A 16018-nucleotide genomic window follows, 5' to 3' on the forward strand; every position below is an offset into this window, starting at 1 on the left:
CGGCTACGGGTTATTTGGACTCGGCGAAGGCTTCCATGCCGACGCAGGAGCAGACGAGGTTGCGGTCGCCGTAGACGTTGTCCACGCGGCCGACGGCGGGCCAGAATTTGTGCTCGCGGACCCACGCGGTCGGGAAGGCGGCGAGTTCGCGGGAGTACGGGCGTTCCCATTTGTCGGCGCAGACGACTTTCGAGGTGTGTGGGGAGTTTTTGAGGACGTTGTTGGTTTTGTCGGACTCGCCGTTGGCGACGGACTGGATTTCGCCGGCGATGGCGATCAGCGCGGCGCAGAAGCGGTCGAGTTCAATCTTCGCTTCGGATTCGGTGGGCTCGATCATGAGCGTGCCGGCGACGGGCCAGCTCATGGTGGGGGCGTGGTAATTATAATCCTGGAGGCGCTTGGCGATGTCTTCGACTTCGATGCCGTGTTTCTTGAAGCCGCGGCAATCGATGATGCACTCGTGGGCAACTAGGCCGGAGGCGCCTTTGTAGAGAACGGGGTAGTGTGGCTCGAGCTGCTTGGCGACGTAGTTGGCGTTGAGGATGGCGAGCTTGGTCGCGTGCGTGAGGCCGTCGGGACCCATCATGCGGATGTACATCCATGGGATGACGAGGATCGAGGCGCTGCCGTAGGGCGCGGCGCTGACGGCGCCGCCGGAGCGGAGGGCTGAGTTGCGGACGACGTGACCGGGGAGGAAGGGGACGAGGTGTTTCGCGACGCCGATGGGGCCGACGCCGGGGCCGCCGCCGCCGTGCGGGATGCAGAAGGTTTTGTGGAGATTGAGGTGGCAGACGTCGGCGCCGATGAAGCCGGGGGAGGTGAGGCCGACCTGGGCGTTCATGTTGGCGCCGTCCATGTAGACCTGGCCGCCGCGTTCGTGGATGAGGGCGCAGATGTCGCGTATCGGCGCTTCAAACACGCCGTGAGTGGACGGGTAGGTGATCATCAACGCCGCGAGATTGGCGGCGTGTTGGTCGGCTTTGGCGAGGAGGTCGGCGACGTCGATGTTGCCCTGCTGATCGCAGGCGACGGGGACGACAGTCATGCCAGCCATCGTGGCGGTGGCGGGGTTGGTGCCGTGCGCGCTGGTGGGGATGAGGCAGATATTGCGGTGGGCCTGGCCGCGCGACTCGTGATAGCCGCGAATCGCGAGGAGGCCGGCGTATTCGCCTTGAGAGCCGGCGTTGGGCTGGAGGGAGACGGCGGCGAAGCCGGTGATTTCGGAGAGCCAGGTTTCCAGATCTGCGAAGAGTATTTGGTAGCCGCGCGTTTGCTCGGCGGGGGCGAAGGGGTGGAGTTTGCCGAACTCGGGCCAGGAGACGGGGAACATCTCGCTGGTGGCGTTGAGCTTCATCGTGCACGATCCGAGCGAGATCATCGAGTGGACCAGCGAGAGGTCGCGGGACTCGAGGCGCTTGATGTAGCGGAGCATCTCGTGCTCGGTGTGGTGCTGGTTGAAGATGGGGTGGCTCAGGTAGGCCGAGGTGCGGGCGAAGGCGCCGAGAGACGAAAAGCCCGCGGCGCTGATAGCGGAAGGAACTTTCGCGCCGAAGAGATCGGCGAGGTCGGCGAGGTCGGCAGTGGATGTCGTTTCGTCGAGGGAGACGCCGACGGTTTTGGCGTCGATGGTGCGGAGGTTGATTTTTTTCGCAGCAGCGCGGGATTGGATCGCGGCGACATCGACGTTTTCGATGCGGAGCGTGTCGAAGATGGGACCGGCGTTCACGTTGATCTTCGCGGCGGCGAGGGCATCGCGGAGCGCGGTCGTGAAGGCGCGCGTGCGTTTGGCGATGGCGCGGAGGCCATCGGGGCCGTGGTAGACGGCGTACATCGACGCCATCACGGAGAGGAGGACTTGGGCGGTGCAGATGTTGGACGTGGCTTTGTCGCGGCGGATGTGTTGCTCGCGCGTGCCGAGGGCGAGGCGCATGGCGGGGTCGCCTTGGGCGTCTTTCGAAACGCCGACGAGGCGGCCGGGCATCTGGCGTTTGTAGGCGTCTTTGACGGAGAGGAAACCGGCGTGCGGTCCGCCGAAACCCATGGGAACGCCGAAGCGTTGGGCGGAGCCGACGGCGGCATCGGCGCCGAATTCGGCGGGGGATTTCAGGAGTGTGAGTGCGAGGAGGTCGGTGGCGACGACGGTGAGGGCGCCGGCGGCGTGGGATTTTTCGAAGAAGCCGGCGTAGTCGTGGAGGTTGCCGGAAGTGTCGGGGTATTGGACGAGGACACCGCAATAAGATCCGTCGATCACGGCGGCGGTGTGATCACCGACGACGACTTCGAGGCCGAGGGGTTTGGCGCGGGTCTGGACGACGTCGATGGTCTGCGGGTGGCAGAGGGACGAGACGAAGAATTTTTTGCGGGCGGCGTCGGTCGCGCTGCGGGCGCACAGGCCCATGGCTTCGGCGGCGGCGGTGGCTTCGTCGAGGAGGGAGGCGTTGGCGATGTCGAGACCGGTGAGGTCGCAGATCATCGTCTGGAAATTGAGGAGCGCTTCGAGGCGGCCTTGGGAAATCTCGGCCTGGTAGGGCGTGTAAGCAGTGTACCAGGCAGGGTTTTCGAGGATGTTGCGCTGGATGACGCCCGGCGTATGCGTGCCGTAGTAGCCCTGGCCGATGAAGGAGCGGAAGAGCTGGTTTTGCGCGGCGTAGCTGCGGAGCTCGGTGAGGGCGGCGCTTTCGGCGAGGGCGGTGGGAAGGTTAAGGGGTTTTTGCAGACGGATCTGAGGAGGGACGGCGGAGTCGATGAGGGCGTCGAGTGAGGGCTGGCCGAGGGTGGCGAGCATGGCGGCGACTTCGGTGGAGTCCGGGCTGTTGTGGCGGCGGGCGAAGGTGTCGAGCGGCGCGGAGAGGTCGCGCGTGGAGTCCGTGGGGGCGGAGCTGTGGGCCGGGGAAACAGGCGAGGACGGCGTGGACATAAAGGCCGAGACCGTAGGCTGGGGAGGGGCGCGGGCAATCGCGATTTGGGTAAAAAGGCGGGTGGTTGCGCAGGTGCAGAAGGAGGCGGCGGTTATCGGGAAACTATTTTTATTTTGGGTGTCGGGTTTGGGCGTTTGGTGTTCTTGACGGTCTCATTTTTGAGAGGATGACGGGGAGGAGATGGGTGTGGTTTTGTGGGGCATGAAGTCCCCGACCCCACGGACGGCCGCGCGCGCGGCGTTTTTGTTCTGCACACTCTTAGGAACGGCGATCACGGCCTTGCACGGGCAGGCGCTGCCGTCGTTCACGAATGCCTCGGTGCATGATCCCTCGATCGTGAAAGCGGGGTCGGAGTTTTGGGTTTTTGGGTCGCACATGGCGTCGGCGCGCTCGACGGATCTGATCAACTGGACGCAGTACTCGTCGTCGCCGACGGCGGGAAATCCGCTCGCGCCGAATCCGTCGGTGGAGTTTTCCGAAGGGCTGACGTGGGCGCAGACGACAACCTTCTGGGCGCCGGATGTCATCCAGCTCGCGGACGGAAAGTTCTACATGTATTACTGCATGTGCAAAGGCGACCAGCCGCTATCGGCATTGGGCGTGGCGCGGGCGGATTCGATCGGCGGGCCGTACACGAATCTCGGGCTCATGCTGAAGTCAGGGATGTACGGGCAGACGAGTCCGGATGGGACGAACTACGATGCGGTGAGGCATCCGAACGCGGTCGATCCCGATGTGTTTTTCGACAAGGCCGGAAAGCTCTGGATGATCTACGGCTCTTACTCGGGCGGCATTTTCATCATCGAGCTCGATCCGGCGACGGGGTTTCAGAAGCCGGGACAAGGTTACGGGAAGAAGTTGATCGGTGGAAACCACAGCCGCATCGAGGGCGCGTTCGTGCTCTACAGTCCGGAGTCGGATTATTACTACATGTTTCTTTCGTTCGGCGGGCTGGATGCGGTGGGCGGGTACAACATCCGCGTGGGGCGTTCGCGGAATCCGGACGGCCCTTATCTGGACGCGGCAGGCACGGACCTGACGACGGTGCAGGGCAATTTTTCCAACGACGCGTTGATCGCGCCGCATGGCGTGAAGTTGATGGGCAACTACCAGTTTCTCTCCGTCAGCGGCGAGCCGCCGGGCGTGGTGAGCCGCGGTTATCTTTCCCCCGGGCACAACTCCGCTTACTACGATCCGGTGAGCGGGAAGCATTTCCTGGTTTTCCACACGCGCTTTGTCGGACGCGGCGAGGAGCATGAGGTGCGCGTGCATCAGCTGGTCATGAATGCCGACGAGTGGCTGGTCGCGACGCCGCATCGCTACGTCGGCGAGAATCTCGCGCCGTACCAGGCCTCGCAGATTCCCGGCGAGTACAAGCTCATCAATCACGGCAAGGCGACCTCCTCGGCGTTGGTGACATCGTCGGTTATCACGCTGCACGCGGATAACTCGATCACGGGCGCGGCGAGCGGGACGTGGGCGCTGTCGGCGGATTTCGATGTGACGCTCACGCTGGGCGGCGTGACGTATAAAGGCGTGTTCGTGAAGCAGTGGGACGACGATAACGGCGTGTGGGTTCACACGTTTTCGGCGCTTTCGGCCAACGGTGTCGCGGTCTGGGGCAGCCGCGTGGCGAAATCTTCAACACCGCCCGCGACGCTCACGCTCGAAGATCGCATGGCGATTTATGGAAACACGCTGACCTTCACCGTGCCGAAGCCGAATGCGGCCCCCGGAGAGGTTTATTCCTACGCGCTGGCGAACGGACCGGCGGGGGCGACGATCAATCTCTCGACGGGCGTGCTCTCGTGGAAACCGCTGCTCTCGCAGATCGACACGGTGTTTCCGGTGTCGGTGCGCGTGCTCAACACGAGCGCCGACGATCCAGCGCAGACGACGTATAACTTTAATGTCTCCGCCACGGCGGCGACAGTGGTGCAGCGGCTGGATCTGGATTTCTCCTCGGTGGCGGGAAGCGGGCTGCGCGATGCGTCGGGGCAGTTCACGGGACTCAACGCGCGGCTGCCGGGCACGGGCGCGAGTGTCGCGGCGAACGATCCCAACCTCACGCTCAACACGGGCTCGGGTAAGCTCGATCTGCGGACCACGCGCGCTGACCTCAATGGACGGACCGGGCTCGCGGCCAATAGCAGCCCGGGCGTTGCGCTCAACACGCTCGGCTTTAGCGGCAGCGAGGATTTTTCGGTGACGGCGGTGATAAGGCCGCTGCCGGCGCTGGGTGACATCGATCAGGCGGGCGTTTATGTGGGCAACCACAGTGACTCGGTGACGCGTGCGGGCACGATTGTCTGGGGCACCACGGCGGAGCGCTATTCGTCGCACGGCCAGAACGGTGTGGATAACGGCGGGCGGTTCTTTGGTTTCGGTTTCAACGGTGCCGACGGCATGACCGTGACGATCACGCGGCAGGCGGGCGTGTGGCGATATTTTGTCGATGGCGTGGAGTGGAATCCGACTTCCGGGACGACCTTTCTCAACGGGCGCTCCGATCTGGTTGTCGGTGTTTTCGGGATGACGCCGCTCAATTCGAACGTGAAGACGCTGGAGATCGATTCGTTCTCGGCGGTGGTCGCCACCGCAACGCCGCTGCTGAGCACGGCGGAGCAATGGCGCGTGACGCACTTCGCGCAGATCGCGGGCACGGGCCAGGCGGCAGACACCGCCGATGCGGATGCGGATGGTCTGCCGAATCTGATGGAATATGCGGTCGGCGGGAATCCGCGTATCGACGATTCGGGCACGGTGGCGCCGGTGGTTGCCAAGACCGCCGGGGCTGGCGCACGGCTCACGCTGACCTTTAACCGCATCGCCGATCCCGCGCTCACGTACACGGTCGAGGCGAGCGCGATGCCAAGTTCCGGCTACGCGCCGATCTGGACGAGCACGGGCGTGAGCAACACAGCCGGGCCGGTCACGGTGACGGACACGGTGGACATCGCGGGCGGACCGCGACGGTTCCTGCGGTTGCGCGTGGATAATTGAGCGCTGACTGCGCGGCGTGGCGGTGAGGGCTGCCCTGGCGTGAACATTGGGCTGAAAAGTTCAGGTCATCCGTCTGAACTGGCAGGATTATCGCTTTCAGAGCGTTTCCCTGTGCTCCGTCTCACCGCGTTATTTCACCTTAATGTAAAGTTGCCTGCTTTACTCGCGGCCATCTGTGCGGAGCGTGCTGGCTCGATCCTATGAACGTGCTTTCTTCGCTTTCCCTGCGCGGCCCTCGATTCGCGCGCGTCTCTTCTTTCACCGGACTGCTGTGCGCGGTTCTGTTCGCGGTCGGCTCTGTGAGCGTGCGCGCGCAGTCGGATGTGGTCTGGAATTTCGGCACGGCGGTGCCGGGTCAGGCTGCGCCCGTGAGTGGATTGCCCGCGGAATTGACGGGCGGCGTGGTGACTCAGGGAAACAACAACGGGACTACGCCGCTGCTTTCGACGACTTCGGTATCGAGCGGATATGCGGGTGCCACGGGTTCTTACAACGCGGGTGCGGCAGCCAGGATCGGCGCGCTGAACACGGGCGCGGGCGGCTCGGCTTATTTTGAATTTACGTTCACTCCTGCGGCTGGGAAGGCGCTGACGATCTCGGGCATCAAATTCGGGGCGCGGAGCACGAGCACAGGTCCGCAGGCGATCTCGGTGCGGACGAGCGCCGATAGTTATGCGGCCAACGTGTTGTCGGCGTCGCCTTTGAACAACGGCACGTGGGCGCTGCACGGCGGCGCGCTGGCCAGTCCGGTCGTGAGCGAGTCGGCGGTGACGGTGCGCATTTATGGACACAACGGCGCGGGCAACGCGGCGGCCAACACGGCCAACTGGCGCATCGATGATTTGACGGTGACCGTGACGCTGGCCGATGCCGGTGGTGGCGGTCCTACGCCGGTTGCCCCCACGGTCGCGTCGACGACGCCGGCTAACGGCGCGACGGCGGTCGCGGTGGGCACGCCGTTGACGGTGACGTTTGATCAGGCGGTGACGACGACGGGCACGTGGTTTTCGCTCAACGGCTCGACCAGCGGTGCGTTGAGCGCGACGGCTTCGGGCGGGCCGGTGATCTTTACGTTAACGCCGTCGAGTCCGCTGCCGTACAGCGAGACGATCACGGCGACGATCCTCGCGGGAACGGTCGGCGATCAAGCGACCAACACGGCGCAGCTCGCGGCGAATTACGTTTTCTCGTTCACGACCGAAGCCGAGCCGCCTCCGCCGGGAGACGATGCGGAACTCGTCTGGAATTTCGGCACGGCGGCGGGCGTTGCGACGCCGGTCGGATTGCCGGCGGATGTGACGGGCGGCGAGGTCTCCCAAGGAAATAATAACGGGACGACGAATCTGCTCACGACCACGTCGGCCTCGAACACGTACGTCGGTGCAACCGGGCAGTATAATGCCGGGGCGGCGGCGCGGATTGGCGCGCTCAATCGCGACGCGAACGGCTCGGCGTATTTCGAGTTCACGCTCACGCCGGTGCCCGGACGCCAGCTCGCGATCAACGCGTTGAAGTTTGGTTCGCGCAGCACGGGCACGGGGCCGACTGCGTACACGATTTACACGAGCGCGGATGGTTATGCTGCGCCCGTCGCGAGTGGCGCGTTGCCGGGCACGACGTGGGGCGCGGTGACGCCGACGCTCGCTTCCCCGGTCCAAGGGCTCAGCAGCACGGCGCTGACGGTGCGCATCTACGGTCACAGCGGCGCGGGTAACCCGGCGGCGAATACGGCGAACTGGCGCATCGATGATCTCGCGGTGTCCATCGAAACGTCGGTCGGCACACCGATCGCGCCTGCGGTGGCGGCGACTTCGCCTGCTGCGAACGAGACAGCAGTTTCCACGAGTGCGCCGGTGACGATTACTTTCAACCAGCCAGTGGCGGTGACCGGAAACTGGATCACACTCACGGGAACGAGCAGCGGAAATATTCCGGTGACGATCACGGGCGGGCCGGTGGTTTATACGGCTACGGCGGCGGCGCCGTTTATCACGGATGAGTCGGTCACGGTTTCGATCACGGGCGCGCAGGTCACGGAACAGGCGTTTGGATCGCTGACGATGGCGTCGAACTACTCGTTCCAGTTCTCGACCTTCGTGCCGCTCAAGAAAGTCCACGAAGTGCAGGGCTCGGGCACCGCCAGTCCACTCAACAATACCAAGGTGAAGGTGGAGGGAGTCGTGACGGGATTTGTTTCGAGCGCTTCGGGAGTTGATGGGTTTTATCTCCAGGAAGAGGCGGCCGATGAAGATGGAGATCCGGGCACCTCGGAGGGCATTTATGTTTATGCGCCGGGCAATGCGTTCGCGGCGACGCTGACGCTGGGCGATGTCGTCACGACTTCCGGCACGATCACGGAGTTCAACGGGCTCACGGAACTCACGACGCTCCTCAATCTCGCGAAGATCGGCACGGCGCCGTTGCCTGCGGCGGTGACGGTTTCGCTGCCGGCTGCGTCGGCCACGGCGCTGGAGCGTTATGAGGGTATGCGCGTGATCATGCCGCAGACACTCACAGTCACGGGTAACGACGGACTCGGCCAATATGGAGAACTCGTGCTCTCGGCCGACGGACGTTTGATGACGCCGACGAACGTGATCGATCCGAATGACAATCCGGCGAGCGGCACGACTTCGACCGGCACGAGCAATGTTCCGGCGGTCACGGCGATGCAGACAGCCAATAATCTGGCGTCCATCGTGCTCGATGATGCGAGCACGGTGGCGTTCCCGGCGGTGACGCCATATTTGACAAGTACGGACGCGCTCACTGCGACGCGCCGCACGGGCGACACGGTCACTGGCCTCGCCGGCGTGCTCAGCTACCGGTTTAATTTCTATCGCATCGATCCGCAGGCGGGTGCGCCGGTGACGTTCGCCAATGCCAATCCGCGTCCGATTACGCCTCCATCGGTCGGCGCGGCCAATGTGCGGGTGGCGAGCGCCAATGTGCTCAATTACTTCCTCACGCTCAGCGGTAGCGGTGGGCGTGGCGCGGACACCGAGGCGGAGCGGCTGCGGCAGCGGGCGAAGATTCTCGCGGAGCTCAGTGCGATCAACGCGGACGTGTTTGGGTTGATGGAGATCGAGCGCAGCGCCACCAACGGCGCGCTCGCCGATCTCGTCGCGGGGTTGAACGACATCTTCGGCGCGGGGACTTATGCGTACGTAAACTCGTCGGCGATCGCGGGGACGGATGCGATCCAGGTGGCGTTGATTTATAAGACGGGTGTCGTGACGCCGGTCGGCGCGCCGATCACGGACACGGCTCCCGGTGCGTCGATTCACAATCGTCCGCCGCTCGCGCAGACGTTCTCGGTGAACGCAAATGGCGAGAAGTTCACGGTCGTCGTGAATCATTTGAAGTCGAAGGGCAGCGGCACGGGCGCCGACGCGGATCAAGGCGATGGTCAGGCGGCGTCGAATGTGACGCGCAAGGCGCAGGCGACGATGCTGGCGGCGTTTCTGGCGAATCCGGCGGTGACGTTTGGCGATCCGGATGTGCTCATCATCGGCGATCTGAATGCCTACGCGGAAGAAGACCCGATCGACATCCTGCGCGCGGCGGGTTTCGCGAACCAGCTGGAGCGTTTTCATCCCGGCGGCACGTACTCGTATCAGTTCGATAATCAGTTCGGTTATCTCGACCACGCGCTGGCGAATGCGAGTCTGTCCGCGCAGATCACGGGTGCGTCGGAGTGGCATGTGAACGCGGACGAGCCGTCGTTCTACGATTACAACAACGAGGACAAGGCCGCGGCGCAGCAGGCGATCAATGTGGGCATGCCGTTCCGCGCGTCGGATCACGATCCGGTTATCATCGGGCTCAGCCTGCTGCCGCCTGCACCTGCGGGTTTCGCGAGCTGGATCGCGCAGTATGGCATTCCCGCCGGGCAGGCGGGACCGGCGGATGATTTCGACGGCGACGGTGCGACGAATCTTTTCGAGTACGCGCTGGGGCTGCGTCCGGATCTCGCGGGCACGAGCGGGCTGCCGGTGTTGACCTCGGCGGGTGACGATCTGGCGTTTCGGTTTACGCGGCCGATCGCGCTGCCGGATGTGAGCTATGCGGTGGAGACGTCGCCCGATCTTGCGGTGTGGACGCCTTGGCCGGGAGTGTCGGTCGTGGAAGCGACGACGGAGACGACGGAAACGTTGCTGACGTTGATCCCGGTTTCGGAGGGGAAGCAGTTCGTGAAGCTGGCGGTGACGCAGTTGCCGTGAGGCGAATTCGTTCCGAGGTGGAACGCGCGGTCCCCGCGCGTTGTTAGTCGTCGTTCGCGATATTGGCCGGATGCGCCCGCGTGCGTCCAACAGCGCGCCGGGACGGCACGCTCCACCCCGAATATGATTTGCGCGCGCGACCGTGTTTACCCGAGCCTGCGCGCATGTTTGAGAAGAAGACGGAGCGCGCGGCGTTTATCGATCAGCGGCTGGCGGAACTCTATCCGGAGACGCCGGTGCCGCTCGATCACAAGGATGCGTACACGTTGCTCGTCGCGGTGCTGCTCTCGGCGCAGTGCACGGACAAGCGCGTGAACCTGACCACACCGGCGCTCTTCGCACTGGCGGACAATCCGGCGGCGATGGCGCATGTGCCCGTGGAGCAGATACAGGCGATCATCCGGCCGTGCGGGCTTTCGCCGCAGAAGGCGCGGGCGATTTCGCAGCTTTCACAGATCTTGATGGCGAAGCATGGCGGCGCGGTGCCGAAGACGTTCGAGGAGCTGGAGGAGCTGCCGGGCGTGGGGCACAAGACGGCGTCGGTGGTGATGGCGCAGGCGTTTGGCGTGCCCGCGTTTCCGGTCGATACGCACATCCACCGGCTGGCGCAGCGCTGGGGGCTGACGGCCGGGAAAAACGTGGAGCAGACCGAGGCGGATTTGAAGCGGCTGTTCCCGCGTGAGCACTGGAACGCGCTGCACCTGCGGATCATCTTTTACGGCCGCGAACACTGCACGGCGCGCGGCTGCGATGGAACGGTCTGCGAGATCTGCCGGACGGTTTATCCGGCGCGGAAGCGGGCGGTGCGGGTGAAGAAGTGAGGGGCGGGGACGGAAGAGAGAGGGTAGAGAATAGAGGATAGATCGTTGAGGGACGGAGAAAGCGGGGCGGTGCGGAAAACAGAGTTGATTCGGCTGGGAGCGCCCGCCACGTTCCCCGGCTCAGTTTGGGGACGCATAGCTCAGTTGGTTAGAGCACGTGCTTCACACGCACGGGGTCACAGGTTCGAGTCCTGTTGTGTCCACCATTTCAAAGGGAAGGCGGGATAAAGGGAGATGGCGGCGACGAAATTGGCAGTTTTCTGGAACGGAGCGTTCTGTCAGGCACCATCAGAAGCGCTGGCTGGAATCTCAGTAGAAAAGACCAATGCAAAAAGTCCGCCTAGACTTCACGGTGATACAGTTTCAAAACAGTGACCGCCGTTGCACCCCAAATTCCGAGGTCACAACCCATATCCCTTGCTGTGTCCCCGGCCCGAAACTTTTATCCCCATGAACGAGAATTCTACCCCTCGACTAGATATTGCAAAAGCCTCCCATGGATTTGGCGGAGGAGGAGGAACACTGTTAGTGGTTCAGATCGAACGATTTTCTGCTGTGCACGTTCTCTGGCTTTTCACTCAACCGGTTCCTTTCAGTTTCCACGCCCAAGGTCGGATGAGATTTCCGACTGCGAAGGAATTAGAAGAAAAGGGGGTGGAGGGAAAGCTAGCACCTACACCTGAAATGATATGTGCGGAAGCTGTTACCCAAGCACAGTCCGCCATTGCTAATCATGTTTTGAGCAAGGCTGATCAGGCTTTTAAGGACTATCTGTCTGTTAGGAATGCGCCGCAGTTTGAGTTCGAAAGACCAGACGACGTAGATCGTTGTTTCTTCAACTTTATCCTGAGAGCTGACCATGAGCAGCTCGGAAAAGTAGAGTCGATGCTCTCTGGTGGTAATCTCCTTTCTGCATTGATCACGAAGTACCGAGTTTACGCCGCTGTTAGTGAGAAATTTCTCAATGAGGGAGGATCGCAATGAGGTCCGGCGTTTGCGGAATTGAGGCGGGATCAAACGGGCCAGTCGGGGGCCAAAAGGGTCAGACCTGATGGCTGCGACAACTTTGTCGAAATGAACTTTAAAACAGCCTCATTTATTGCAGCGGCAGTTTTTATTCTCTGGGTGTTGATTGGCCTGCTGCCGCTCTTGCTGTTCGATAATCCCACAGAAAGAGGAACGTTTGGGGACATGTTTGGAATGGCCAACGCCCTTTTCTCAGGTCTCGCGCTTGCTGGAGTAGTATGTGCCATTTTATTACAACGCGAAGAGCTGTCCCTCCAACGTAGGGAGCTCGAACTCACCCGTGATGAGCTGAGGAAGACCTCAGAAGCGCAAACGAGCTCAGCCAACAGCTTGATCGAGCAGCAAAAGCTAGGAGAGCGAAACGCTCAGATCCTAGCATACACGGCTTTACTACAATCCTATGATCAACGGATCAGCGCCGAGAAATCGAAAGCGGACAGTAATCGAGCCAGAGGTATTCTCTACATGCTCGGATCTAAGTCCCTTTCAAAAGAACGAGATTCCTTAGAGCAAAAATTGAGAGAACTCATCGGTGGAAATCGTTTACCTGCGCAATGCACGGAAAACCTCGATTCGGCTACGGTAGCTCAAGGCGGCAGCAATGAAGATACCGGCCAAAGAAATCAGACCTGAGTGTTCGTGCGCCGCTGAATCATCTCACCTGCTGCATTGTCAGAGGCACCCCTCTTAACCCATGACGCTAAAGTTTTCGCTCCGATGGATTTTCAATACGCGTATGCTTTTAGGGGCGTTGATTGGATGCGGGCTCTTTGCCTCCATCAACTCTCTACGTGATGCGAAATACCATTCCGGTCCCGGCTACGTCACATACGGTGACGGAGATCGTTACCCGGAGCGTGAAGAGTGGGTCAGTGAATCCAAATACAAGAAACACCGCACAGATTATGCGTGGTTCGGAATTATATTTTGCATCACAGCGTGGCTTTTAGCAGCGCACAACGCCCGTTTGGAAGATGCCGAAGCAGCAAAAAATAGGCCTGATATGTCTTAAAAACCGCCTGCAGTTTCCCCTGATGGGAGCGACAATTTCACGACCGACACTTCTGAGTGCTGGCTCGTATTATCGCTACGATTTGAATGTGGCCGAAGCGTTTTTTGTTTCACGGGCGAGCGGTTGCGGAAATGGAGAGGTGGGTTTGGGTTTCGGCTTTCACGCATGAACACGCGCCAGACTTCTTCGATGAGCCGACGGGAGTCGTTGCGGTTGCTGGGGGTGGGGTCGGTGGCGTTGGCGGCGGGGACGGTTTCCAGTTTGGGCGGCGCGGAGGAAATAAAGGCGTCGGAGAAAATTCTCACGCGGACGATTCCGTCGTCGGGCGAAGCGGTGCCGGTGATCGGGCTGGGGACGTGGCAGACGTTTGATGTGGGGGCTTCGGAGGCGGAGCGTGCGCCGCTCGCGGAGGTGCTTGCGGCGTTTGCCGGGTTGGGCGGGCGGGTCGTCGATTCGTCGCCGATGTATGGGCGGTCGGAGGAGGTGTTGGGCGATCTGGCGGCGCGGGTGGGTGTGCAGGAGAAGCTTTTTGTAGCGACGAAGGTGTGGACACAGGGGCGGCAGGCGGGCGTGGAGCAGATGGAGGAGTCGATGCGGCGGTTGCGGCGGACGCGCGTGGACTTGATACAGGTGCATAATCTCGTCGATGCGGAGGCGCATCTGGAGACGTTGCGCGTGTGGAAGGCGGCCGGGCGGGTGCGGTATCTCGGGCTCACGCACTACACGACGGGCGGGCAGGCGGAGCTGGCGCGGTGGCTCGAGAAAACGCCGGTGGATTTTATCCAGATCAACTACTCGGCCGGCGAACGGGAGGCGGAGCGGCGGTTGTTGCCTCTGGCGCGCGAGCGGGGTGTGGCGGTGATCGCGAACCGGCCGTTTTCGCAAGGGGCGTTGCTGGGGCGGTTGCGCGCGCGGGCGTTGCCTGGCTGGGCGGCGGAGATCGGGTGCGAGAGCTGGGCGCAGGTGCTTTTGAAGTTCATCGTGGGGCATCCGGCGATCACGTGCGCGATCCCGGCGACGTCGAAGGTGGCGCATTTGCGCGATAACATGCAGGCGGCGTACGGGGCGCTGCCGGATGAGGCGCTGCGGGAGCGGATCGCGAAGGAAGTGGCGGGCGTGTGAGCGGGAGGCTGGGGCGAGCGGACGTGAACGAGGCGAAGTCGGAGGGTTACACAGAGGGCACGGAGGAAGACCGGAGGGCGGGGAGGCGTGCTGGTGGAGCTGGGGTCGTTTCGGCTGAGAGTGGTGTGGGCCAGCGAGGGGATTTTAGACCCAAGACTGTGTCTCTCCTGACTCGGTGAGTATTCAGTGCGCTCTGTATAGCGGCTTTGATGTGGGGTGTTTTGGCGGGGATATTGGGCGGCAGAAGCCGAGAAAGAGAAGAAAAGTGGGCAAGAATCGAGAAATGGAAATACGGCTTAATTATCTGTTTTTGAGCATTATCCGTTATTAACGGACACGAGGCTGAAACTTTTGCTCGAAATAAGGGTAATACCGGGTATCACTCTCTCAGTTCTTTCTCACTTCCGTCATCATCCGATGGCGGTTCTGAACAGCCGAAGTTGGTAGTCGACGGAGGCCCAAACAATAGGAGGCACTTAACATGCTCGCCTTTGTAATCGGTGCGTTTCTGGTGCTCGGACTTCTTGAGATGGTCCGGGTCGCCTATAAAGCGTAACCACTAAATAAATAAGCAAGTAATACACGCCCCGGCCGGGTTTTCCTGGCCGGGGTTTTACTTTTTGGGGGTGTGGAAAGCGGGAGGCGGGCGGAGATGGCGGATTTGAATGTGGAAATCAGGAAGGCGGGAAACGGAGGGGATGAGGAGATCGAACGTGATCAGAGGGGAGGCGGAGGCGCTTTGGGTGAATTCACGCAGGGCGTCAGCTCGTGTGAGGCCTTCTGGGATTTGACGCGCAACGGCCTCACACGAGGTGAGGCCCTACACCGGAGGGTTTTCGCGGTGGACGACACGGAGGTCGTTCCTCCAAGGGGAACGGAAGGGACTCGGATGCCGACGGAGAGGTCGGCACTCCCGGGGTTACGAGCGGGTCTTGCGGCGGAACTGGTCGAGGGTGACGGCGGCGATGATGATGACGCCGGTGACGATTTCCTGGATCCAGTTGGAGAGGCCGAGTTTGTTACAGCCGTTGTTCACGACGGTCATGATGAGCGCGCCGATGATGGTGCCGAGGATCGTGCCGGAGCCGCCCGCGAGGCTGGCGCCGCCGATGACGACGGCGGCGATGATGTTGAGCTCGAGGCCGACGGCGGTGGTGGGGTCGCCGCCGGTGAGGTAGGCGAATTGGAGCAGGCCGGAGAGTCCGGCGAAGGCGCCGCCGGCGATGTAGATGTAGAGCTTGGTGCGTTCGACGCGGATGCCGCAGAGGCGGGCGGTGGCTTCGCTGGAGCCGATGGCGAAGATGTGGCGGCCGAATTTCGTGTATCGGAGCATCAACGACGCGAGGACGGCGAGACCGAGCATGAGCCAGACGCCGGAGGGCAGGCCGTTGGGGCGGAGCTGCATGAGGCTGTTGATCCAGGTTTCGTCGGGCGGGTAGACGGGCTGCTCGTCGGCGAGGCCTTTGGCGGCGCCGCGAAGAACGAGCATCATGCCGAGGGTGACGATGAAGGGCATGAGCTTGAGGCGCGTGATGAGCGTGCTCGTGACGAGTCCGGCGAGGGCGCCGACGCCGACTCCGGCCATGGCAGCGGCGAGCGGGGGCCAGCCTTCCTGGAGGAGGAGGGCGATGACAACAGAGGAGAGCGCGATGAGAGAGCCGAAGGAGAGATCAACGCCGCCGGAGATGATGATCATCGTCATGCCGATCGCGCCGACGCCGATGACGGCGGTTTGCTGGAGCATGATCGAGGTGTTGCTCCACGAGACGAAGTGCTCGAAGGCGAGCGAGGCGAAGAGCGTGTAGACCGCGACGAGGCCGAGGAACGGGCCGGCTTTGATGAGCCAGCGGCGCAGGTCGAAGGAGGAAGGGGAATCAGCGGACATTGAAGAAA

General features: G+C 62.3%; 8 protein-coding genes, 1 tRNA gene and 1 pseudogene. 8 read left to right on the top strand and 2 right to left on the bottom strand.

The genetic code is table 11. The features are described 5' to 3' along the window. Positions 1-10: 10 nt before the first annotated feature. Positions 11-2917 carry an aminomethyl-transferring glycine dehydrogenase gene (gcvP, locus tag CMV30_RS10875; RefSeq protein WP_096056050.1) on the bottom strand — a complete coding sequence of 969 codons (2907 nt, stop codon included), beginning with the start codon at positions 2915-2917 and terminating at the stop codon, positions 11-13. 202 nt (positions 2918-3119) lie between these two features. Between gcvP and CMV30_RS20960 the strand changes: the two are divergent. From CMV30_RS20960 to CMV30_RS10910, 8 genes and pseudogenes are all read left to right on the top strand, one after another. Then, a pseudogene (locus tag CMV30_RS20960) lies at positions 3120-4547 on the top strand (glycoside hydrolase family 43 protein); the annotation flags it as partial. A gap of 1574 nt (positions 4548-6121) precedes the next feature. Continuing rightward, the gene (locus CMV30_RS10885; RefSeq protein WP_096056052.1) at positions 6122-10144 is read left to right on the top strand and encodes an ExeM/NucH family extracellular endonuclease; all 4023 of its coding nucleotides are present in this window, start codon (positions 6122-6124) and stop codon (positions 10142-10144) included. A gap of 164 nt (positions 10145-10308) precedes the next feature. Continuing rightward, positions 10309-10965, top strand: coding sequence for an endonuclease III (gene nth / locus CMV30_RS10890; protein ID WP_096056053.1), 657 nt, complete (start codon positions 10309-10311; stop codon positions 10963-10965). A gap of 129 nt (positions 10966-11094) precedes the next feature. After that, positions 11095-11171, top strand: a tRNA-Val gene (locus tag CMV30_RS10895). 244 nt (positions 11172-11415) lie between these two features. Next, positions 11416-11949: a hypothetical protein gene (locus CMV30_RS10900; RefSeq protein ID WP_138223242.1), complete on the top strand. Its 534-nt coding sequence runs from the start codon at positions 11416-11418 to the stop codon at positions 11947-11949. 90 nt (positions 11950-12039) lie between these two features. Then, positions 12040-12624 (top strand): hypothetical protein, encoded by a 585-nt coding sequence (locus CMV30_RS10905; protein ID WP_138223243.1) that lies wholly within the window; start codon positions 12040-12042, stop codon positions 12622-12624. A 61-nt stretch (positions 12625-12685) separates the two neighbouring features. Continuing rightward, a complete protein-coding gene (locus CMV30_RS19435; protein WP_138223244.1) occupies positions 12686-13003 on the top strand; it encodes a hypothetical protein in 318 nt (105 codons plus the stop codon). A 165-nt stretch (positions 13004-13168) separates the two neighbouring features. Continuing rightward, a complete protein-coding gene (locus CMV30_RS10910) occupies positions 13169-14125 on the top strand; it encodes an aldo/keto reductase (RefSeq protein WP_217494378.1) in 957 nt (318 codons plus the stop codon). Between the two features lie 919 nt (positions 14126-15044). On the opposite strand, the gene CMV30_RS10915 is transcribed toward CMV30_RS10910, so the two are convergent. Then, a complete protein-coding gene (locus CMV30_RS10915; protein WP_096056056.1) occupies positions 15045-16010 on the bottom strand; it encodes an ABC transporter permease in 966 nt (321 codons plus the stop codon). Positions 16011-16018 lie beyond the last annotated feature (8 nt).

Origin of the sequence: Nibricoccus aquaticus, from assembly GCF_002310495.1 — a bacterium.
In the GTDB taxonomy this organism is placed as follows: Bacteria; Verrucomicrobiota; Verrucomicrobiia; order Opitutales; family Opitutaceae; genus Nibricoccus; species Nibricoccus aquaticus.